Origin of the sequence: Leptothrix sp. (in: b-proteobacteria), assembly GCF_965250675.1 — a bacterium.
Lineage (GTDB): Bacteria > Pseudomonadota > Gammaproteobacteria > Burkholderiales > Burkholderiaceae_C > Sphaerotilus.
On sequence record NZ_CBDFPH010000008.1, the window covers coordinates 319,702 to 340,697 of the forward strand.

Annotated in this window: 20 protein-coding genes; 15 read left to right on the forward strand and 5 right to left on the reverse strand. The window is 69.2% G+C overall.

Annotated elements, in window-relative coordinates; all coding sequences use genetic code 11:
• Positions 1-47: 47 nt before the first annotated feature.
• The 8 genes from AC5IG3_RS10660 (at position 48) to AC5IG3_RS10695 (ending at position 9,233) form a co-directional block, all read left to right on the forward strand.
• Complete coding sequence (locus tag AC5IG3_RS10660) at positions 48-1,421, forward strand: cache domain-containing protein (RefSeq protein ID WP_491906282.1); 1,374 nt, start codon at positions 48-50, stop codon at positions 1,419-1,421.
• 4 nt (positions 1,422-1,425) lie between these two features.
• A complete protein-coding gene (locus AC5IG3_RS10665; protein ID WP_491906283.1) occupies positions 1,426-2,070 on the forward strand; it encodes a response regulator in 645 nt (214 codons plus the stop codon).
• A gap of 153 nt (positions 2,071-2,223) precedes the next feature.
• Positions 2,224-3,438 (forward strand): ABC transporter substrate-binding protein, encoded by a 1,215-nt coding sequence (locus AC5IG3_RS10670; RefSeq protein ID WP_491906775.1) that lies wholly within the window; start codon positions 2,224-2,226, stop codon positions 3,436-3,438.
• Positions 3,439-3,550: 112 nt separating this feature from the next.
• Positions 3,551-4,426 carry a branched-chain amino acid ABC transporter permease gene (locus AC5IG3_RS10675; protein WP_491906284.1) on the forward strand — a complete coding sequence of 292 codons (876 nt, stop codon included), beginning with the start codon at positions 3,551-3,553 and terminating at the stop codon, positions 4,424-4,426.
• Positions 4,427-4,428: 2 nt separating this feature from the next.
• Positions 4,429-6,354, forward strand: coding sequence for a branched-chain amino acid ABC transporter ATP-binding protein/permease (locus AC5IG3_RS10680; protein WP_491906285.1), 1,926 nt, complete (start codon positions 4,429-4,431; stop codon positions 6,352-6,354).
• Positions 6,355-6,371: 17 nt separating this feature from the next.
• Positions 6,372-7,094, forward strand: coding sequence for an ABC transporter ATP-binding protein (locus AC5IG3_RS10685; RefSeq protein ID WP_491906286.1), 723 nt, complete (start codon positions 6,372-6,374; stop codon positions 7,092-7,094).
• Between the two features lie 87 nt (positions 7,095-7,181).
• Entirely contained in the window at positions 7,182-8,090 is a 909-nt protein-coding gene (locus tag AC5IG3_RS10690) for a phosphoribosylaminoimidazolesuccinocarboxamide synthase (RefSeq protein ID WP_491906287.1), read from the forward strand.
• A gap of 24 nt (positions 8,091-8,114) precedes the next feature.
• Positions 8,115-9,233 carry a hypothetical protein gene (locus tag AC5IG3_RS10695; RefSeq protein WP_491906288.1) on the forward strand — a complete coding sequence of 373 codons (1,119 nt, stop codon included), beginning with the start codon at positions 8,115-8,117 and terminating at the stop codon, positions 9,231-9,233.
• Positions 9,234-9,257: 24 nt separating this feature from the next.
• Here the strand turns inward: AC5IG3_RS10695 and AC5IG3_RS10700 are convergent, their stop codons facing one another.
• Positions 9,258-10,196 (reverse strand): tetratricopeptide repeat protein, encoded by a 939-nt coding sequence (locus AC5IG3_RS10700; RefSeq protein ID WP_491906289.1) that lies wholly within the window; start codon positions 10,194-10,196, stop codon positions 9,258-9,260.
• Positions 10,197-10,274: 78 nt separating this feature from the next.
• Between AC5IG3_RS10700 and purE the strand changes: the two genes are divergently transcribed.
• Genes purE through AC5IG3_RS10720 form a run of 4 tightly spaced genes read left to right on the forward strand, consistent with a single transcriptional unit; the run spans position 10,275 to position 14,082 of the window.
• Positions 10,275-10,745 carry a 5-(carboxyamino)imidazole ribonucleotide mutase gene (gene purE / locus AC5IG3_RS10705; RefSeq protein ID WP_491906776.1) on the forward strand — a complete coding sequence of 157 codons (471 nt, stop codon included), beginning with the start codon at positions 10,275-10,277 and terminating at the stop codon, positions 10,743-10,745.
• Positions 10,746-10,771: 26 nt separating this feature from the next.
• The gene (locus tag AC5IG3_RS10710) at positions 10,772-11,956 is read left to right on the forward strand and encodes a 5-(carboxyamino)imidazole ribonucleotide synthase (RefSeq protein ID WP_491906777.1); all 1,185 of its coding nucleotides are present in this window, start codon (positions 10,772-10,774) and stop codon (positions 11,954-11,956) included.
• A gap of 17 nt (positions 11,957-11,973) precedes the next feature.
• Positions 11,974-13,011, forward strand: a complete 1,038-nt coding sequence (locus AC5IG3_RS10715; protein WP_491906290.1) for an L-threonylcarbamoyladenylate synthase — start codon at positions 11,974-11,976, stop codon at positions 13,009-13,011.
• 42 nt (positions 13,012-13,053) lie between these two features.
• Positions 13,054-14,082 (forward strand): hypothetical protein, encoded by a 1,029-nt coding sequence (locus AC5IG3_RS10720; RefSeq protein WP_491906291.1) that lies wholly within the window; start codon positions 13,054-13,056, stop codon positions 14,080-14,082.
• Positions 14,083-14,107: 25 nt separating this feature from the next.
• Here AC5IG3_RS10720 and dacB read toward each other — a convergent pair whose 3' ends face one another.
• The gene (gene dacB / locus AC5IG3_RS10725) at positions 14,108-15,550 is read right to left on the reverse strand and encodes a D-alanyl-D-alanine carboxypeptidase/D-alanyl-D-alanine endopeptidase (protein ID WP_491906292.1); all 1,443 of its coding nucleotides are present in this window, start codon (positions 15,548-15,550) and stop codon (positions 14,108-14,110) included.
• Between the two features lie 61 nt (positions 15,551-15,611).
• On the opposite strand from dacB, the gene tsaB reads away from it, so the two are divergent.
• The 3 genes from tsaB to AC5IG3_RS10740 are packed head-to-tail and all read left to right on the forward strand — an operon-like array spanning position 15,612 to position 17,690.
• Entirely contained in the window at positions 15,612-16,337 is a 726-nt protein-coding gene (gene tsaB, locus AC5IG3_RS10730) for a tRNA (adenosine(37)-N6)-threonylcarbamoyltransferase complex dimerization subunit type 1 TsaB (protein ID WP_491906293.1), read from the forward strand.
• Positions 16,334-16,810 (forward strand): ribosomal protein S18-alanine N-acetyltransferase, encoded by a 477-nt coding sequence (gene rimI / locus AC5IG3_RS10735; protein WP_491906294.1) that lies wholly within the window; start codon positions 16,334-16,336, stop codon positions 16,808-16,810. Before tsaB ends, rimI begins: the two co-directional genes overlap by 4 nt.
• Positions 16,797-17,690, forward strand: a complete 894-nt coding sequence (locus AC5IG3_RS10740) for a uracil-DNA glycosylase (protein ID WP_491906295.1) — start codon at positions 16,797-16,799, stop codon at positions 17,688-17,690. Before rimI ends, AC5IG3_RS10740 begins: the two co-directional genes overlap by 14 nt.
• A gap of 10 nt (positions 17,691-17,700) precedes the next feature.
• Here the strand turns inward: AC5IG3_RS10740 and AC5IG3_RS10745 are convergent, their stop codons facing one another.
• The 3 genes from AC5IG3_RS10745 to AC5IG3_RS10755 all read right to left on the reverse strand — a co-directional run bounded on the left by AC5IG3_RS10745 (position 17,701) and on the right by AC5IG3_RS10755 (position 20,947).
• A complete protein-coding gene (locus AC5IG3_RS10745; RefSeq protein ID WP_491906296.1) occupies positions 17,701-18,789 on the reverse strand; it encodes a magnesium transporter CorA family protein in 1,089 nt (362 codons plus the stop codon).
• 20 nt (positions 18,790-18,809) lie between these two features.
• On the reverse strand, positions 18,810-19,814 hold the full coding sequence (hemB, locus tag AC5IG3_RS10750) for a porphobilinogen synthase (RefSeq protein ID WP_491906297.1): 1,005 nt from the start codon (positions 19,812-19,814) through the stop codon (positions 18,810-18,812).
• 299 nt (positions 19,815-20,113) lie between these two features.
• Positions 20,114-20,947, reverse strand: a complete 834-nt coding sequence (locus AC5IG3_RS10755) for a DUF2726 domain-containing protein (protein WP_491906298.1) — start codon at positions 20,945-20,947, stop codon at positions 20,114-20,116.
• Positions 20,948-20,996 lie beyond the last annotated feature (49 nt).

Below are 20,996 nucleotides of genomic sequence, written 5' to 3' on the forward strand. Positions count from 1 at the left end.
TGCGCCTGCTATTGTGTTTCCGATGGTTTTGGAGCCCCCGAGGAGACATGAAGCTGCGTGGAAAGTTGTTGCTGGTGGCGATCGTGCCGCTGGTCGCGTCGCTGGCGCTGACCGCCTATGCGCTGCGCCAGCAGCAGTACGACCTGGCCCGGCGCCAGGCCGAGCTGGTGCGCAGCGCGGCCACCGAGACGGCGCAGTCGGAGCTGCGCCACTACATCGCGCTGGCGCTCAGCACCATCAGCCCGCTCTACAACACCGGCCGCGATGATGCCGAGATCAAGCGCCTGGCCATGAAGCAGCTGGCCCAGCTCGACTACGGCCCCGACGGCTATTTCTTTCTGTACGACTTCGACGGCACCAACCTGATGCACCCGCGTCAGCCCGATCTGGTGGGCAAGAACCTGATGGGCATGCGCGACCCGCGCGGCATGTTCGCCATCAAGGCCATGATCGAGAAGGCCGAGACCGGCGGCGGCTTCGTCGCCTACACCTGGAACAAGCCGTCCACGCGCGAACTGACGCCCAAGCTCGCCTACGTGACCGGGCTGGAGCGCTGGAACTGGATGCTGGGCACGGGGATCTACACCGACGACCTCGACCGCGTCATGCGCCAGCTCGACCGGCAGATGGAGGCCAATGTGGTCTCGACGATGCAGTGGCTCGGGCTGGCGGCGGCGGCGTCGGTGGTGATCATCTTCGTGAGCTTTCTGGGCATCGGCATCACCGAGCTGCGCGCGGCCGACGCCAAGCTGACGCTGCTGGCGCGCAAGCTGGTGCAGTCGCAGGAAGAGGAGCGCGCCTGGCTGTCGCGCGAACTGCACGACGGCACCAGCCAGACGCTGGTGTCGGTCAAGCTGCTGACCGAATCGGCGCTGGACCGCCTGCCGGCGCAGGAAGAGAAAGTGCGCCCGGTGCTGCAGCGTGCGCTCGACCGGCTCAATCAGGCGCTCAACAACGTGCGCGACATCTCGCACCACCTGCGTCCGGCCGAGCTCGACACGCTCGGCCTCACCACCGCGCTGCGCGAACTGGGCGAGGAGATGTGCACCGCCGCCCGCATGAGCTTTGAGCTGACGGCGGCCGACGACGCGGCCGAGCTGCCCGACGCCATCAAGACCACGCTGTTCCGCGTCAGCCAGGAGGCGCTGACCAACGTGCTCAAGCACGCCCGCGCCCAGCAGGTGCACATGAGCCTGGAGCAGGACGCGACCGGGCTGCGGCTGTGCATCGAGGACGACGGCCGCGGCTTCGACAGCGACGCCATGGCCCAGCACCCGCGCCACGGCATCGGCCTGCGCAACATGCGCGAGCGGCTGATGGCGGTGGGCGGCAGCCTGCAAGTGACGTCGCGCCCACAGCGCACCGTGGTGGTGGCCGAGGTGCCTGCCGCCGCCCTGCGCCGTTTTGCCCAAGTGACCTGAACCCATGACCGAACCGAGTACCCCCGTGATCCGCGTGCTGCTGGTCGACGACCACCCCCTGGTGCGCGACGGCCTGTGCGCCCGCATGGAACGCCTGGACGACATCCGCGTCGTGGGTGAGGCCGGCAACGCGCCCGAGGCGCTGCAGCGCGTCACCGACTGCCAGCCCAGCGTCGTGCTGATGGACATCGGCATGCCGGGCGTCAACGGCATCGAGCTGACCCAGCAACTGCTGGCGCGCGACTCCGGCCTGATCGTGCTGATGCTGAGCATGTACGACAGCGCCGAGCACGCGCAGCGCGCCATGGCCGTGGGCGCGCGCGGCTACGTGTTGAAGGACTCGCCCTCGGGCGAGATCCTGGCCGCCATCCGCACCGTGGCCGCCGGCGGCACCTACCTCAGTCCGGCGATGGCCGCGCGCCTGTTCCGCACGCCGACGCCGAGTTCGCGCACCGCGCTGTCCGAGCGCGAGCAGGAAATCCTGTCGCTGCTCGGCCAGGGCCAGTCGAGCAAGCAGATCGCCCGCGTGCTCGACATTGGCGTGCGCACGGTCGAGACGCACCGGCAGAACATCCGTCGCAAGCTCGACCTGGCCGGCCAGGCCGAGCTGATCAAGTACGCGGTCGAGCATGGGAGTCATGCCCCCTAGGGTTTGCGAGAACAGGGTTGTGGAGTGCGTGATGACGCGGAGCGCCACTGCGTAGTGCGACGGACGCGCGCCGTCGCTGCGCTGGGCATCATGCAGTCATTCCCCTTCAGGAGACTTCGCATGCAAACCACCCGCCGCACCTTCGCCGTTTCCATGACGCTGGCCATCAGCGCGATGACCGCCGGCCTGTCCGCCCACGCGGCCGACCCGATCAAGATCGGCGTGGCGGGCCCGTTCACCGGCGGCTCGTCGTCGATGGGCGTGAGCATGCGCGACGGCGTGCGCCTGGCCGCCGACGAGATCAACAAGGCCGGCGGCGTGCTGGGCCGCCAGCTGCTGCTGGTCGAGCGCGATGACGAGGCCAAGAACGAGCGCGGCGTGCAGATCGCCCAGGAACTGATCAACAAGGAAAAAGTCGCCGTCACGGTCGGCTTCATCAACACCGGCGTGGCCCTGGCCGCGCAGCGCTTCTATCAGGAAGCCAAGATTCCGGTCATGAACAACGTTGCCACCGGCTCGGTGCTGACGCAGCAGTTCAAGGACCAGCCCGAGAACTACATCTTCCGCAACGCCGCGCACGACAGCATCCAGGCGCCGATGATCGTGGAAGAGGCCACTGTGCGCCGCGGCTACAAGAAGGTCGCCATCCTGGCCGACAGCACCAACTACGGCCAGCTCGGCCGCTCCGACCTGGAGAAGGCGCTGGAGCTCAAGGGCATCAAGCCCGTGGCGATCGAGAAGTTCAACATCAAGGACGTCGACATGACGCCGCAGCTGTTGAAGGCCAAGGAAGCCGGCGCCGAGGCGATCCTGACCTACGCCATCGGCCCCGAGCTGGCGCAGATCGCCAACGGCATGACCAAGCTGGGCTGGAAGGTGCCGATGGTCGGCTCGTGGACGCTCTCGATGGCCAACTTCATCGACAACGCCGGCCCCGGCGGTGAAGGCGCGCGCATGCCGCAGACCTTCATCCAGGAGCCGACCACGCCCAAGCGCCAGTCGTTCATCATCAATTACCTGAAGACCTTCAACCCGAAGAACGCCCGCATCGACTCGCCGGTGTCGGCGGCCCAGGGCTACGACTCGATCTACCTGCTGGCGGCCGCCATCAAGCAGGCCGGCTCGACCGACGGCCCGAAGATCAAGGACGCGCTTGAGAACCTGAAGGCCCCCGTGGACGGCGTGGTCACCACCTACAACAAGCCCTTCACCAAGACCGACCACGAGGCGATCACCGCCAACATCCCCGTGTTCGGTGAAGTCAAGGGCTCGCGCGTGGTCTATGCCTACCCGGATGACCAGAAGAAGGCCTCCGAAGTGCGCGTCAAGGACGTCAACGCCAAGGGCGCCCTGATCCAGAAGAAGTAAGCGGCCCCCGGCCGTCGTGCGCCGCCAGCCAAAAACTGGCGGCGTTTTCCTGTGTGGCGCTGACAGCGCCACCGCCTCCGTTTCCACGGGGGCCCCCTAGCGAGAAATGCCCATGCAGATTTTCACGCAACTCGTTTTCAGCGGTATCGCGCTGGGCATGATCTACGCGGTCATCGCCTTCGGCTACCAGCTGACCTTTGCCACCTCCGACACGCTGAACTTCGGCCAGGGCGACGCCCTGATGCTGGGCGCGCTGGTCGGCCTGTCGCTGGTGCTTTTCGGCGTCAACTACTGGCTGATGATTCCGATCGTCTGCCTGTTCGGCGCGGCGCAGGGCGCCGTGGTCGAGTGGATCGGCGTGCGTCCGGCCATCAAGATGAAGTCGGAGTTCGGCTGGATCATGTCGACCATCGCGCTGGGCATCATCTTCAAGAATGTGGCCGAGAACGTCTGGGGCCGCGATGACCTCAAGTTCCCGTCGCCGCTGCCCGAGTCGCCGATCAAGTTCCTGGGCGCCAACATCCTGCCGATGGAAATCCTGGTGGTGGGTGGCGCGCTGCTGATGATGCTGGCGGTCGAGCTGTTCAACCGCCGCTCGATCTACGGCAAGGCCGTGGTCGCCACGTTCAACGACCGTGACGCCGCCAAGCTGATGGGCATCAACACCAGCCTGGTGATCACGTTCAGCTACGCGCTGTCGTCGATGACGGCGGCCTTCGCCGGCGTGCTGATCGCGCCGCTGACGCTGACCGGCGCCACCATGGGTGCGGTGCTGGGCCTGAAGGCGTTCGCGGTGGCCATCATCGGCGGCCTGAACAGCGGCATGGGCATCGTGGTGGGCGGCATCATTCTCGGCGTGGCCGAGACGACCACCGGCTTCTACCTGTCCACCGGCTACAAGGATGTCCCCGGCCTGGTGCTGCTGCTGCTGGTGCTGGCGGTCAAGCCCGCCGGCCTGTTCGGCAAGACGGCCATCAAGAAGGTTTGAGCATGAAACCGACCCAAAAAATCCTGGCCCTCGTGGCCGTGGCGGCCCTGTTCGCCTTCCCGCTGGCGGTGCACAACCCCTACTACATCCACCTGCTCGAGACCATCATGATCTACGCGATCGTGCTGTTCGGCCTCGACATCGTGGTGGGCTACACCGGCCAGGTCTCGCTGGGCCATGCCGGCCTGTTCGGCATCGGCTCCTACACGGCGGGCGTGCTGGTGTTCAAGCTGGGGCTGTCGCTGTGGCTGACGATTCCGGCGGCCATTGCCGTCACGGCGGTGTTCGGCGCGCTGCTGGCGCTGCCGGCGCTCAAGGTCACCGGGCCGTACCTGGCGATGGTGACGCTGGCGTTCGGCACCATCATCCAGATCCTGATCAACGAGATGACCTTCCTGACCGAAGGCCCGCTCGGCATCACGCTGACCAAGCCTTCGCTGTTCGGCCACAAGCTCGACGAGCGCGAGTTCTTCTGGGTCGTGGCGGTGATGCTGGTGCTGTCGCTGGTGTTCGTGCACCGCGTGCTGCGTTCGCACCTGGGCCGGGCGTTCGAGGCGCTGCGCGGCAGCCCGGTGGCGTCGGACTGCATGGGCGTGTCGGTCTACAAGTACAAGGTCTACGCCTTCGTGATCAGCGCGGGCCTGGCCGGCCTGGCGGGTTCGCTCTACGCTTACTCCGAGCAGTACATCAGCCCCAACACCTACAACAACGAGCTGACGGTGCTGTTCCTGCTGGCCATCATCATGGGTGGCCGCAAGACCCGCAGCGGCGCGCTGCTGGGCGCGGCCATCATCGTGATGCTGCCCAAGCTGCTCGATGACATCACGATGTTCCGCTACGTCTCGGTGCTGATGGCGCTGGTGGTGGCCGCCGGTGCGCTGGTGGCCTTCAAGCGCGGCAAGATGGAACTGCGCCAGGCGGCGGTGCCCGTGGTGGGCACGGTGGCGCTCGCGCTGCTGTCGTTCAAGCTGGAGACCATGACCGACTGGCGCCTGTCGATCTTCGGCCTGATCACGCTGTTCGTCGTCTACTACCTGCAGGACGGCATCATCGGCTTCATGCGCGCGGCGCTCAACCTGCCGCGCCACAGCCATGACCTGCCCACTGACGTGGCCCAGCTGGGCGGTGACCCGGTCTCGCAGGCCGCACGCGGCAACGGCGAGCCGGTGCTGCTGACGGCCAAGGGGGTGCTGATGCAGTTCGGCGGCCTGAAGGCGCTCAACAACGTCGACCTGGTGGTCAAGCGCGGCAGCATCCACGGCCTGATCGGCCCCAACGGCTCGGGCAAGAGCACGATGATGAACGTGCTCACGGGCATCTACGTGCCCACGGCCGGCAGCATCGAGTTCGGTGGCCGCTCGGTGGTGGGCCGTACCTCCAGCGACATCGCGCTGTCGGGCATCGCCCGCACCTTCCAGAACGTGCAGCTGTTCGGCGAGATGACGGCGCTGCAGAACGTGCTGGTCGGCCTGCACCACAGCTTCGACAGCAACCTGGTCGACGTGGCGCTGCACACGCCGCGCTACAAGCGCGAGGACACGCACGGCACGGCCCGCGCACTGGCGCTGCTGCAGTTCGTCGGCCTGGATGCGCTGGCCAATGAAGAGGCGCGCAACCTGCCCTACGGCAAGCAGCGCCTGCTGGAAATCGCCCGCGCGCTGGCGCTCGACCCGCAACTGCTGCTGCTCGACGAACCCGCCGCCGGCCTGACCGCGCCCGACATCAAGGAGCTGATCGCCATCATCCGCAAGATCCGCGAACACGGCCTGACCGTGGTGCTGATCGAGCACCACATGGACGTGGTGATGGGCCTGTGCGACACCGTCTCGGTGCTCGACTTCGGCCAGAAGATCGCCGAGGGCGAGCCTGCCGCCGTGCAGGCTGACGAGAAGGTCATCGAGGCCTATCTGGGCGGCACGGCAACGTAAGCGCCAAGGAGAACAAGATGCTCAATATTCAAAACCTCTCGGCCGGCTACGGCAAGGTGCAGGTGCTGCACGGCATTTCCATGGACGTGCCCAAGGGCAAGGTCGTGACACTGATCGGCTCCAACGGCGCCGGCAAGACCACCACCATGCGCGCCATCTCCGGCATGATCCGGCCCACCGGCGGCGAGATCAGCCTGAATGGCCAGCGCATCGACGCGATGGAGTCCTACGACATCGCCAAGCGCGGCCTGGCGCATTCGCCTGAAGGCCGGCGCGTGTTCGCCACCATGAGCGTGACCGACAACCTGACGCTGGGCGCCTTCCCGCGCCTGACCGGCAGCCGCCCCAAGGGCGACGTCAAGGCCGATCTGGAGCGCGCGCTGGAGCTGTTCCCGCGCCTGAAGGAGCGCCGCACCCAGCTCGCCGGCACCCTGTCGGGCGGCGAGCAGCAGATGCTGGCGATGGCGCGCGCCGTGATGCTCAATCCGGACGTGGTGCTGCTCGACGAGCCGTCGATGGGTCTGGCGCCGATCCTGGTGGAAGAAGTCTTCCGCATCATCGCCCGCCTCAAGAGCGAGGGCGTGACCATGCTGCTGGTCGAGCAGTTCGCCGCCGCCGCGCTGGCGGTGGCCGACTACGGCTACGTGCTGGAAAACGGCACCATCTCGCTGCACGGCCCGGCCGACCGGCTGCGCGATGACCCGGCAGTGCGGGCGGCCTACCTGGGCGGCTCCCACTGAGCGTGGCCCCGGACACGACAGGCGCCGCCGCGTCCCGCACGCTGGGTGGCGCCTACAATTCGGACTCACTTTTTGAGCCTGTCTGCCGTGTCTGCTGCCCTGTTTGAATCCCGTCTTCACTCCCTGCCCCTGCTGGCGCGCGGCAAGGTACGCGACAACTATGCGGTGGGCAACGACCGCATCCTGATGATCGCGAGCGACCGCCTGTCGGCCTTCGACGTCATCATGGGCGAGCCGATTCCCGGCAAGGGCGCGCTGCTGACGCAGGTGGCGCTGTTCTGGTTCGCGCGCCTGGGCCACATCATCCCCAACCACCTGACGGGCGAAGATCCGCTGTCGGTGGTGGCGCCTGATGAGGTCGAGCAGGTGCGAGGCCGTGCCATGCTGGTCAAGCGCCTCAAGCCGCTGCCGGTCGAGGCGGTGGTGCGCGGTTACCTGGCCGGCAGTGGCTGGAAGGAGTATCAGGAGAGCCAGTCGGTCTGCGGCGTGGCGCTGCCGGCCGGCCTGACCAATGCGGCCCAGCTGCCCGAGCCGATCTTCACCCCGGCCACCAAGGCCGAGATGGGCGACCACGACGAGAACATCAGCTTCGAGCGCATGGTCGACGTCATCGGCGCCGATCTGGCGGAGCGCGTGCGCGCGGTGTCGATCGAGCTCTACCGCACAGCCGCCGAACTGGCGCTGACGCACGGCATCATCATTGCCGACACCAAGTTCGAGTTCGGCCTGGACGAGCACGGCACGCTGACGCTGATGGACGAGGTGCTCACGCCCGACTCCTCGCGCTACTGGCCGGTCGAGGGCTACCCGGCCGCGCTGGCGGCGGGCGCCAATCCGCCGAGCTTCGACAAGCAGTTCGTGCGCGACTGGCTCGAAGCCGTGCGCATCGACGGTCAGCCCTGGAACAAGCAGGCGCCAGCACCGGCCCTGCCCGCCGAGGTGATCGACCAGACCGTGGCCACCTACCGTGAAGCGCTGGCCCGCCTGGGCGCCTGAGGCCACAAGCCGAGCGCCTCAGCCATGAAACGCCTGCTGGAGTCATTCGACAGCGCGATTGCGCAATCGCGCATCCCACGTGAAATGCCTCTGCTGCGCGCCGAGCGCGCCGTGATCTACGCCCGCCTGGGCGAGCTGGACCTGGCGCGCCAGGAAGTGGTGTCACTGCGCGCGCTGCCCAAGACGGAGGCTCATGCCTCGCTGGCGGCGTGGCTGTGGCTGGCTGAAGGGCTGGCGGACTACTACGACAACCTGGGCGCCAGTGCCCGCGATCGGGTTCAGCGCGCGCTGGGACTGGCCGCCACGCTGCGCGTGCCGCGCCTCCATGCGCTGGCGGCGGCCTGGCTGGCGCACATGGATTTCCGTGTGCATGACTACGCTGCCATGATCGAGCATCTGCGGCTTGCGCTGAGGCTGGCTGCCGACGACCACCACAGCGCCCGCGCCCGGGTCTGCACCGTCATGGCCTGCGCGACCCACTACATCGGCCGTGAAGACCTGGCGCAGCCCTGGTACACCGCAGCCCGCCATCACGCCTATGCCGAGGGCGATGGCGCCACGCTCAGCTCCATCATGTTCAACATGGCCTTGATGCGCATCGTCTGTGTGCGGGTTGACGACGCCTTCGGCCAGCGCGACGAGGTGGCGATGCGCCGTGCGCTGATGAGTGCCGAGGCCTCGGTGTTCCTCGACCAGAGCCTGGAGATCAAGGCGCTCAGCCACCATCCCGCGATGCTGCGTGCGCAGTTGCTGACGGTGCAGGGCGCTTATGCGGAAGCCCTTGCGATCTACGAGCGCGACATGGCACCCGCCATGGACGAGGGCCTGGCCCATGCCGAATGCCTCTACCAGGCCGACCGGGCGATGTGCCTGCTGGAACTCGGCCGCAGCGACGAGGCGCTGGTGGCGGCGCGCCGGGCGGGCTCGGTGTTCATCGTCGCCACCGAGATCGAGGAGCGGGCCGTGGCGCACGCCATGCTGGCGCGCGTTTTCGGCCGGCTCGGCCTGACCGATGAAGCGCAGCGCGAACTGCGCGACGCTGCCGAGGTCTATGCCGAATTGCAGGCCAGCCGTGTCGGTCTGGTGACGGCGCTGGAGAGCAGCGACCTGCAGCGCTACAGCGCCTTGGCCACCACGCACTGAGCGGCGCTCAGCCCTGAGCCAGGTTCAGAACAGCACCATGCTGAGCCGGCGGCGGTACTGGTCGATGACCGGGTCACCCGGCACCACGGCGGCCTTGCCGGTGAGTTCGAGCGTGCTCCTGGCTTCGGTGCTGGCCTTGGGGGCTGGCTTGCTCATCATCTCGAGGATGGCGACGTAGAGCTTGCGGGCGCGGCCATCAGCCCAGGCCTTGTCGCGCATCAGGATTTCGAGCAGTTCGTCCATCGCGTCGGTGTGGGCCTGCAGCGCGAACAGGCGCTGGGCGCGCTCGAAGCGGGCGTCGAAATCGCGCTTGTTGGTGGCAATCGCGGCGTCGATCTCGGCCAGCCCGCGACCGTTGCGCGCGGCCTCGCAGGCGTCGAGCCAGAGGCCGAGCGCGGCGATGTGGGTGTCGAGCATCGCCTTGCCGGCGATCGGCTCCCAGGCGCGACGTGCGTCGGCCGGGCGGCCGAGTTGCAGCAGCAGCTTGATGTAGTCGAAGCGCGCGGCGTCGTTGGCCGGGTCGATGGCGACGGCCTCCTGCAGCCGGCCGAGTGCGGCGTCGGTGTCGCCCTCATCGGCCAGCGCGGCGGCTTCCTCGACCTCGGCTTCGGCTTCGAGCGTGGCCACGCTGGGCACATGCTTGTCGAGGAAGGTGCGGATCTGGTCGGGCGGAATCGCGCCGACGAAGCCGTCGACCGGCTGGCCCTGGCTGAACATGACGCAGAACGGGATCGAGCGCACGCCGAACATCTCGCTCAGCTGGGAGGCGATCTCGGGCACCTCGTCGCTGTTGAGCTTGGCCAGCACGAAGCGGCCGGCGTACTCGGCCTCGAGCTTTTCAAGAACCGGGCCGAGTTGTTTGCACGGGCCGCACCAGGGCGCCCAGATGTCGAGCAGCACCGGTTGCTGCAGCGAGCTTTCGATCAGTTCGGTTTGGAAGTTTTGTAATGTGATGTCGATCATCGCGGGCCGCCTAAAATCACGCTTTTGCCTAGTCCGGAGCTTGCTGTGAACAGCGTCTCGCCCGTGGTTGGCATCGTCATGGGATCCAGCAGTGACTGGGACACCATGAAGAACGCCGCTCAGATTCTCGCCGACTTCGACGTGCCTCACGAGGCACGAGTCGTCTCCGCCCACCGCATGCCCGACGACATGTTCACCTATGCCGAGGCGGCGCGCGGGCGTGGCCTGCAAGCCATCATTGCCGGCGCCGGCGGCGCCGCGCACCTGCCCGGCATGCTGGCGGCCAAGACGCCGGTGCCCGTGCTGGGCGTGCCGGTGGCCAGCAAGCACTTGCAGGGCGTGGACTCGCTCCACTCCATCGTGCAGATGCCCAAGGGCATTCCGGTGGCGACCTTTGCCATCGGCGTGGCCGGTGCTGCCAACGCCGCGCTGTTTGCCGTGGCGCTGCTGGCGCTGCACGACGAGCGCCTGCGCGCCAAGCTTGATGAATACCGGCGCGCGCAGACCGAGGTGGCGCGTGCCATGACCCTGGAAGGCTACTCTGCGTGAGTGATCGAGTGAGTGATTTCCCCGTCCTGCTGCCCGGCACCGCCGTGGCACACCCCGGCGCCGCGCCGCGCCTGGCCACGCTGGGCGTGATGGGCGGCGGTCAGCTCGGCCGCATGTTCGCCCACGCCGCGCAGCAGCTGGGCTTTGACGTGGCCGTGCTCGACGCCGATGCCCGCAGCCCCGCCGGCCTGGTCGCGCAGGTGCATGTGCAGACCGGCTATCTGGACGAGACCGGGCTGGCGCAGCTGGCCGCGCACGCCGACGCCATCACCACCGAATTCGAGAACGTGCCCGCCGCCGCGCTGCGCCGCCTCGCCCAACAGCGTCCCGTCGCACCCTCGGGTGACGCGGTGGCGGTGTGCCAGGACCGTGCAGCCGAGAAAGCCCACTTCGTGGCCTGCGGCGTGCCCTGCGCCCCGCACGCGCTGATCGAAACCGCCGCGCAGCTGGCCGCCATCGATCCCCAGCTGCTGCCGGGCATCCTCAAGACCGCGCGCATGGGCTACGACGGCAAGGGCCAGGTGCGCGTGGCCGATGCCGCTGAGCTGGCCGCCGCCTGGGCGCAGCTCGGCGGCGTGCCCTGCCTGCTGGAGAAGCGCCTGGCGCTGGCCGGCGAGCTGAGCGTGATCGTCGCGCGCGGCCACGACGGCGCCACGGTGCACCTGCCGCTGCAGCAGAACCTGCACCTGGACGGCATCCTGGCCGTCACCACCGTGCCGGCGCAGAACTGCAGCGCCGAGCGTCAGGCCGAAGCCGTGGCCTCGGCCGAGCGCATCGCCGCGTCGCTGGGCTATGTCGGCGTGCTGTGCGTCGAGTTCTTCCTGCTCGACGACGGCCGGCTGGTCGCCAACGAAATGGCGCCGCGCCCGCACAACTCCGGCCACTACAGCGTCGACGCCTGCGATGTGTCGCAGTTCGAGCTGCAGGTGCGCACCCTCGCCGGCCTGCCGCTGGTGGCGCCGCGCCTGCATTCGCCGGCGGTGATGCTCAACCTGCTGGGCGACCTTTGGTTTGATGCTGACGGCGGCGAGCGCACGCCCGACTGGGCGCAGGTGCTGGCGCTGCCCGGCGCGCACCTGCACCTCTACGGCAAGCTCGACGCCCGGCGCGGCCGCAAGATGGGCCACCTGACCCTGACCGCCGCCACGCCCGAGGCGGCGCGTGCGGTGGCGCTGCAGGCTGGCGCGCTGCTCGGCCTGCCGCCGTTCTGAGCGCGGCCGAGTTCTCCATGGCCCGCATCCTTGCCGCCCGTTCTGACGCCGATCTGGCCCGCGCCCTGCCCGACGCGGTGGCGCGGCTGGTGACGGGCGACCTGCTCGCCTTCCCGACCGAAACCGTCTACGGCCTGGGCGCCCGCGCCGATCAGGCGGACGCCGTGGCCCGGATCTTTGCCGCCAAGGGCCGTCCGAGCGACCATCCGCTGATCGTGCACGTGGCTGACGCGGCCGGCGCCGAGGTCTTTGCCGCCGAGCTGCCGCCGGTGGCGCGCCGCCTGATGGCCGCCTTCTGGCCCGGCCCGCTGACCGTGATCGTGCCGCGCCGCGCCGGCATCGCGGCGGAATCGGCCGGTGGCCAGTCGAGCATCGGCTTGCGCTGCCCGTCGCACCCGGTCGCGCTGGCGCTGCTGCGCGCCGCCGCCGCAGCGGGCGTGCCCGGCGTGGCCGCGCCGAGCGCCAACCGCTTCGGCCGCATCAGCCCGACGCGGGCCGAGCACGTGGCGAGCGAATTCACCGATCTGCCCGACCTGCTGGTGCTCGACGGCGGTGATTGCGAGGTCGGCATCGAGTCGGCCATCGTCGACTGCAGCCGCGGTCATCCGGTGCTGCTGCGGCCGGGGCGGCTGACGGTGGCGCAGATCGAGGCCGCTGCGGGTGAGCGCTTGCTCGCGCGCGACGCCCAGGCGCCGCGCGCTTCGGGCACGCTGGCCGCACATTACGCGCCGCGCGCCAAGCTGCGGCTGATGAGCGCGGCGCAGATGGCCGCGGCGCTGCCGGTGTTGCAAGATTCTTTGCTGGATTCTTTACCTGCCCGCCATCCGGCCCCGCCAACGCTGGCGCTATATTCCCGCGCACCGGTGGCCGGGGCGTCGCCCGGGCTGCTGCAACGCCGCATGCCGGATGACGCCGCCGCCGTGGCGCACGAGTTGTTCGCGGTGCTGCGCGAGCTGGATGCGGCCGGCGTGGCGCTGATCTGGGTCGAGGCGCCGCCGGCCGATGCAAGCTGGGACGGCGTGCGCGACCGTCTGGAGCGCGCCGCAGCCGCCTGAGAGCGCCTGCGGGCGCCGCCCTACTGATTTCCTGGAGTCTCGATGTCCTCTTTGCTGTCCACCTTCCTTCGCCGGCTGACCTGCCGTGCGCTGCCCGTCGTGGGCGCGGCCCTGCTCGCTGCCTGCGGCGGCTCCACCCGGGTCGAGGACTTTGCGCCGACCCAGATCGTCACCTTCGGCGACGAGTTGAGCCTGGTCCAGCCCGATGGCAAGAAGTGGTCGGTCAACGGCTTCGACTCCACCAGCCTCGCCGACTGCGAAGTGCTGCCGGTCTGGACCCAGACGCTGGCGACCAGCTTCGGCTTCGCCTACAGCGGCCTGGTCGCGGGCTGCCTGCCGTCGAACGTGGCGGTGGCCAACGGCGTGATGAGCGCGGCGGCCAATGTCCGCGTCGCCGGCGTGGCTCAGCAGGTGAGCGACTACCTGGCCGCCGGCAAGACCTTCACCCCCACCACGCTGGTGACGATCCAGGGCGGCATGCACGACGTGCTGGACCTCTACGCCGCCCTGCTGGCGGGCACGACCGACCGGGCTTCTGCGCTGGCGGCAGCGCTGGCGGCGGCGCAGGTGCAAGGTGCGGCGCTGGCCGCGCAGGTCAACGCCATCACCAAAGGCGGTGCCGGCGGCCGCGTGATCTACGCGACCGTGCCGGCGCTGGGCCTGTCGCCCAAGGCGATCAAGGACCAGACTGCCGGCGCCTGCACTGCCCTGGGCCAGAGCTGCGTGACATTGCTGACCGACCTGACCGCCGCCTTCAACGAGGCGCTGCGCGTCAACGTGACCAACGACGGCCGCTACGCCGGCGTGCTGCAGACCGACGAATACCTGCTCACGATGGTCAACGTGGCCCAGGCCAATCTCAGCTCGAACATCTACGGCCTGAGCAACGTGACCGAAGCGGCCTGCCTGAGCACCGCCGCGCTGCCGGCCTGCGATACCACCACGCTGGTGAGTGGCGCGGCCGGCAGCGGCACCAAGTACCTGTGGGCCGATGACCTGCGCCCCGGCCCGGCCTGGCACGCCCGCGTGGCGACTTTTGCAGTCGCCCGCGCGCGCAACAACCCGTTCTGATGCGCGTTCCGGGCTGAGCGCCCGGTCACTGCTCCAGCGTCCAGCGCACCACGCTTTCCAGTACGGCGCGGCCGGTGTCGCTGCTGACCTGCGGGTCGTTGATCAGCGCCACCACCAGCCGGTGCCGGCCGGCCGGCGTGTGCACGATGCCTGCCAGCCCTGCAACCTGATGGAGCGAGCCGGTCTTGAGGTGCGCCTGCGCGGCCACGCTGCCCAGGCGCCGCGCGGTGCCCTCGACGCCGGCCAGCGGCAGCGAGCCGAACAGCTCCGGCATCCACGGCCGCCGCCACGACCACTGCAGCCACGCGCCCAGGCATTGCGGCGTGATGCGCTCTTCACGTGACAGGCCCGAGCCCTTGTCCAGCACCATCTCCTGCGCGCCGCAGCCCACCTGCGGCAGCAGCGCCTGCACGCTGGCGCGGGCGCTCTCCAGCTGCGCGGGCGCCGCCGGGCTGAGCGCCAGCAATACCTGCTGGGCGATGACGTTGTTGCTGTGCTTGTTCATGTCGCGCAGCACCTCGGCCAGCGGTGGCGAGGTGAAATCCAGCGCGGGCGTCAGCGCCAGCAGCGCCTCGGGCACGCGACCTTCGCGCACGCGGCCGGACAGGCGCCCACCCAGAGCCTGCCACTGCGCGGTGATGGCACGCGCTGCGAAGTTGGCGGCGCTGTCGGCGTGCGCCACCGGCCAGCTGCGCTCACCGCACAGCACCGGGTAGCTGCCGCCCAGGCGCCAGTGGGCCGGATCGCTGAAATCGGCCTGCAGGCCGGCGCGCCAGTCGTTGCACGGCCCGCTGGCCAGCGGCACGCTGGCGCTGACGTCGAAGCCGGCCAGCGCGGGCTCGGCGCTCACGCGTGCCACGCCGGCGCCCGGCTCGGGGCGGAACTGCAGGACGACGCTCTTCTGGTTGATCAGCAGCGCATCGGGCTGGACGTTGTACGGCTTGAGCGGCTCACCGTCGAAGGCGCCCGGGTCGACCGGCGCCAGCGCGTAGGCGCTGCGGTCGATCACGATGTCGCCGGCAATCTCGCGCACGCCCAGCTGCTGCAGCTGGCGCAGCAGCAGCCAGAGCCGCTCGCTCACCAGCCGCGGGTCGCCGCCGCCCTTGAGGTAGACCGAGCCGGCCAGCAGGCCTTCTGAAGGCACGCCATCCAGGTAGACCGCCGTGTGCCACTGGAACGCTGGTCCGAGCCGCTCCAGCGCCGCCGCGCTCGTCACCAGCTTCATCAGCGAGGCGGGTGCCACCAGCCGGTCGGCCTGATGCGCCAGCAGCGGCGTGGCCGCACCCGCTTCGGCGGCCCAGATGAACAGGCTGCCGGGCGGCAACTGCGCGCGCGTCAACGCGGCGCGAATGCTGGCGGGCAGGAGCGTCGGGGTGTCCTTGGCGGGCGGCTGGGCGCTGGCGGGCGTCGACATCAGCGTGGCGGCGAGCAGGGCGGCGGCGATGAGCGCGTGGCGAGGGATGACCATGCCGCGCATGGTACGAAGCCGGCCCGAACTGCGCCGCAGCCCGCCTTACACTGACGGCCCCATGAGCAGCACGCCCCGCCTTCTGGCCCTCGACACCGCCACCGAAACCCAGCACCTGGCGCTGGTGGTGGGCGACGCCGTCTTCAGCCGCACGCTGGCCGGGGGGGCGCAGTCCTCGGCCACGCTGCTGCCGGCGCTGCAAGCCCTGCTGGCCGACGCGGGCGTGGCGCTGGCCGACCTGGACGCCATCGGCTGGGGCCGCGGCCCTGGCGCCTTCACCGGCCTGCGCACGGCGTGCGCCGTTGCCCAGGGGCTGGCGGTCGGGCTGGACAAGCCGCTGCTGGCGCTCGACACGCTGGCGCTGGTGGCCGAAGCCTCACACCAGCAAGGCGCCGGCGCCGAGGTCTGGGCCCTGACCGACGCCCGCATGGGCGAGATCTACGCCGCCCGCTGGACGCGCCAGGCCGCCGGCCACTGGACCTCCGCCGCGCCGGTGTCGCTCTACACCCCGGCGGCATTGCGCGAGGCCGTGCTGGCCGCGCCGGCCGACCTGGCCGGCAACGCGCTGCCGGTGCATCCTGCGGTGTTTGCCGATCTGGGCCTGCCGCTGTGGCCGGACGCCGCCCCGGACGCCGCCGCGCTGGCCGTGCTGGTGCGCGGCGCCCACGCGCGTGGCGAAGGCAGCGACGCCGCGCTGGCCCTGCCGCTCTACGTGCGCGACAAGGTCGCCCAGACCCAGGCCGAGCGCGACGCCGCCCGCGCAGCCGCGCTGCCCGCCGCGACATGACGGCGGGGCTGCGGTCGCTGACGGTGGCCGATCTCGACGCCGTCATGGCCATCGAGGTGCAGGTCTACTCCTTCCCCTGGAGCCGGGGCAACTTCATCGACGCGCTGTCCGCCGGCTACCTGATGCTCGGCCGCTTCGACGCCACCGGGCACCTGCAGGCCTATATGGTCGCGATGGCGGGTTTCGAGGAATGGCACCTGCTCAACCTGAGCGTGGCGCCCGACCACCAGGGCCACGGCCTGGCGCTGGGCCTGCTGCGGCAGCTGATCGCGCACGCCCGTGCCACCGCCTCGCCCTGCCTGTGGCTCGAAGTGCGGCCCAGCAACAAGCGGGCGCGGGCGGTGTATGCGCGTTTCGGCTTCGAGCAGATCGGCCTGCGGCGCGGCTACTACCCGGACCATGGCGGCCAGCGTGAAGACGCGCTGGTGCTGCGGCGCCTGCTGAACCTGGAGGCTCCCGATGCCCTTGACTGAGCGCCAGCAAGCCCTGCTGCAGGAGATGGGTATCCGGCAGTGGCCGGCCTGGCCCGGTGGCGAGGCGGCTGCGGCTGTGCCGGCTGACGTGCCGACTGACGCGCTGGCTGAACTGCCTGTCGTCGCCGCGCCGGTAGAGGCCCGCGCCCAGCATCCCGAAACTCCCGTTGCGCCTCCCGCTCCTCGCATGCCACCGCCCGCTCGCGCGCCCAGTCCGCCGCCTGCGCCCGCGCAATCCGCCATGCTGCTGCCCGACGTGGATCTGCACCCCGAAATCGCCCGCATGGACTGGGCCGAGCTGGAGGCCACCGTGTCGGCCTGCCGCGCCTGCGGCCTGTGCGAGAGCCGCACGCAGACCGTGTTCGGCGCCGGCCACCGCCAGGCGCAGTGGATGCTGGTCGGCGAGGCGCCCGGCGAGCAGGAAGACCTGCGCGGCGAGCCCTTCGTCGGCAAGTCCGGCCAACTGCTCGACAACATGCTGCGCGCCGTCGGCCTGACTCGCGGCGATGACGGGGCGGCAGCGGCGCGGCAGGTCTACATCGCCAACGTCCTCAAGTGCCGCCCACCGGCCAACCGCAACCCGCAGCCGGCCGAAGTGGCGCGCTGCGAGCCTTACCTGCGCCGCCAGGTCGCGCTGGTGCAGCCCAAACTGATCCTGGCGATGGGCCGCTTCGCGGTGCAGTCGCTGCTGCAGACGCAGGAACCCATTGGCCGCCTGCGCGGCCGCGTCCACCACTACCAGGGTGTGCCGGTGGTGGTGACCTACCACCCGGCCTACCTGCTGCGCAACCCGCTCGACAAGGCGCGGTCGTGGGAAGACCTGTGCCTGGCGCGCGAGGTGTGGCGCAGTGCTCGGGACGAGGCCGCCGCCGGCTCGTGACGCTGCCGGCTCAGTGTCGGCTGCCCAGATAGCGCTTGCGCCAGAAGAACGCCGACAGGCCCAGGCCCACCGACGCCATCGCCACCATCGCGGCCCAGAAGCCGGTGGCGCTGTGGATGAGCGGCAGGAAGTCGAAGTTCATGCCGAAGATGCCGGTGATGAGGTTCAGCGGCAGGAAGATCGCCGTCAGCACGGTGAGCGTGCGCATGATCTCGTTGGTGCGCTGGCCGAGCGCCGAGAAATGCATCTGCACGGCGCTTTCGGCCGACGATTCCAGCCGCCGTACGTGGCCATGCACGCGTTCGATGTGCTCCAGCACGTCGCGTGAGCGCAGGCGCAGCAGTTCGCGCTCACGCGCGGATGCATCGCCTTCGACGGGTGGCCATTCGTCGAGCGCGTCCATCCACTCCTGCACGGCGCTGCGCTGGTCTTCGCAGATGTCTTCGAGCAGGTGCAGCGTGTTGCGCGACTCCAGCAGCGCCTGCCAGTTGACGCGCTTGCTGCGTGGCCCGAGCAGGTCGCGCTGCAGCGTGGTGAACTGGCGCGTCAGCTGGCGGCGCAGTTCCAGGTAGCTGTCGACCATGTGGTTGACGATGCGCAGCATCAGGTCGGCGGCACTGGGTGGCAGCCGGGCCGAGCCGGTGGCGGCGGCCGGCGTCTGCATCAGCCGGGCGGCGAAGTGCTCGCGCACTGGGCAATCGGCGGGGTGGACGCTCAGCAGCAGGCGGTCGAACACCGCCAGGCCGACCGGGTTGGTGTCGATGCTGCGCAGCGCCTCGATGGCGCCGCTGACGCTGTCGAACTCGCCCTCCGCAAAGGCCGCGCTGCGCCCGGCGCCCACGGCCAGCCGGCGAAACACCATCAGGTCGTACCAGGAGGTCGACTCGAAGTGCGACGGCAGCTGCGCGTTGAGCAGGTCCGACACGTGCAGGTCGACCAGCGGCGCCTCCACCCAGCGCTGCAGCGCGACCTGCACGGTGGCGAGCCGGGTCTCGAACTCCGGGCGGCTCAGCGCCACCCACAGGAAACCGTGCGCGGGCAGTGCCTCGGGCAACTCGTCGAGTTCGCGGCAGCGTTCGTCGATCAGGAAGACGCGCATGGCGTCAGGTGTCGTGACGGTCAGCTCTGGCGCAGCGCACGGGCGGCGTCGAGCGCGAAGTAGGTCAGGATGCCGTCGGCGCCGGCGCGCTTGAAGGCGAGCAGCGACTCCATCATCACCGCGTCATGGTCGAGCCAGCCGTTCAGGGCGGCGGCCTTGAGCATGGCGTACTCGCCGCTGACCTGGTAGGCGAAGGTCGGCACGCGGAACTCGTCCTTCACGCGGCGGACGATGTCCAGGTAGGGCATGCCGGGCTTGACCATCACCATGTCGGCGCCTTCGGCGATGTCGAGCGCGACTTCGCGCAGCGCCTCGTCGCTGTTGCCCGGGTCCATCTGGTAAACCTTCTTGTTGCTCTTGCCCAGGTTGCCGGCCGAGCCGACCGCGTCGCGGAAGGGGCCATAGAAGGCGCTGGCGTACTTGGCGCTGTAGGCCATGATGCGGGTGTGGATGAGCTTGTGCGCTTCCAGCGCCTGGCGGATGGCGCCGATGCGGCCGTCCATCATGTCGCTGGGGGCGACGATGTCGACGCCCGCCTGCGCCTGTACCAGCGCCTGCTGCACCAGCACCTCGATGGTCTCGTCGTTGAGCACGTAGCCGGTGTCGTCGAGCAGGCCGTCCTGGCCATGGCTGGTGTAGGGGTCGAGTGCGACGTCGGTCATGAGGCCGAGTTCCGGGAAGCGCTTCTTCAGCTCGGCCACCACGCGCGGCACCAGACCGTCGGGGTTGGCAGCTTCGCGGCCATCGGGCGTCTTGCCTTCGCTGCCAAGCACCGGGAACAGCGCCATCACCGGAATGCCCAGCTCGACGCACTGTTCTGCCACCGGCAGCAACTGGTCCAGGCTGCGGCGCTGCACGCCCGGCATGGAGCCGACGTCCTGCACCAGGCCCTGGCCTTCGAGCACGAAGACGGGGTAGATCAGGTCGTGCGGGCTGAGCCGGTGCTCGCGCACGAGGTTGCGCGTGTAGGTGTCACGGCGCAGGCGGCGCGGGCGGGACAGGGGGTAGGGTGCAGGCAGAGTCATCGTGCGTTGGGCGAAGGCATAGGGGATGAAACCTACGTGACATTACCGATCAGCAAAGTGCTGCTGAGGCTGCTAAAATTCCGCTTGGATGATACGTCGCAAGGCGGTCATCTCCTGCTTTTCCTCCCTGAGCAGGAGTCTTACCGTGTGACAGCGTTAAGACTTTCCAGCCCCAGCGTATCGCTGGGGCTCTTTTTTTGCCCGAACGAAAACCGGCCTGAAGAGGCCGGTGCAGTGTGCAAGGGAAAAAAGAAGGCAGCCGTGTACTGTCTCTTGAGACCAAGTGACCCCGCCGCCGATCAGCGCGGTTGACCCTCGACGATGGCGCGAAAGGCCGGATGCCCGCCGGGCAGGCTGTGCTCGTCGTGGGTGATGACCTCGACCGAATCCAGTTGCGTGGGCTGGGTGGCATGCAGATCATCGAACCAGGTGCTGCGTGGCGGATCCTTGCGGTCGCTGGGGGGCAGAACGCCCACGCCCGTGCCGGTGTTTGCCGTGCTGTCACGGTAGCGACCGCCCAGGTCGCGGCTCAGGTCGAGCGGGCTGGTGTCCGGACCCACATCAGGCTCGACTTCCAGATGCGCCATGTCGGGCGCGAATGCCTTGCGTACGGCAGAAGGCTCTGGCAGTAGCGCCTCGTTCCATACATGCAGCGGGATGCCGGCGGCGCGCAGAACCCGCTCGACGCGTGAGCGGCGCTTGCGGGTGCGATCGGACTCGACCCGGTCAGATGCGCGCACTTCAATCACCGCAATCACGTTCGAGGCGCGGTCGCAGATCATCAGATCGACAGCGACATGGCCAATGCGCCTCAGCCATTCCACATAGGAGTTGCGTGTCGGCACCTTGATGAACTGGGACAGCGGCACCTGCGCCAGGATCAGGTGGCCAGGCAGGGCACGCACCAGCACGTCAAGCGCGCGCTGTTGGCGCAGGGTCAACACGCGGGTGGCTTCCGGCGCCCAGCCGATCACGGTATCGACCGCATCCAGTGCGCGCGGCCGACCCGTTTTGGCGGTGCTGCGCGTCGATGCACCGCCATATCGCTGCCAAGTCCACAGGACCAGCACCAGGACAGCCAAAGCCACCCACATCCACATGAGAGAAGCTCCCTCGACGATCAGTTTTTCCATTTCGTCAAGGTAGCGGCATGCCTCTCAGTCGTCAATCCTGCCAATGGTG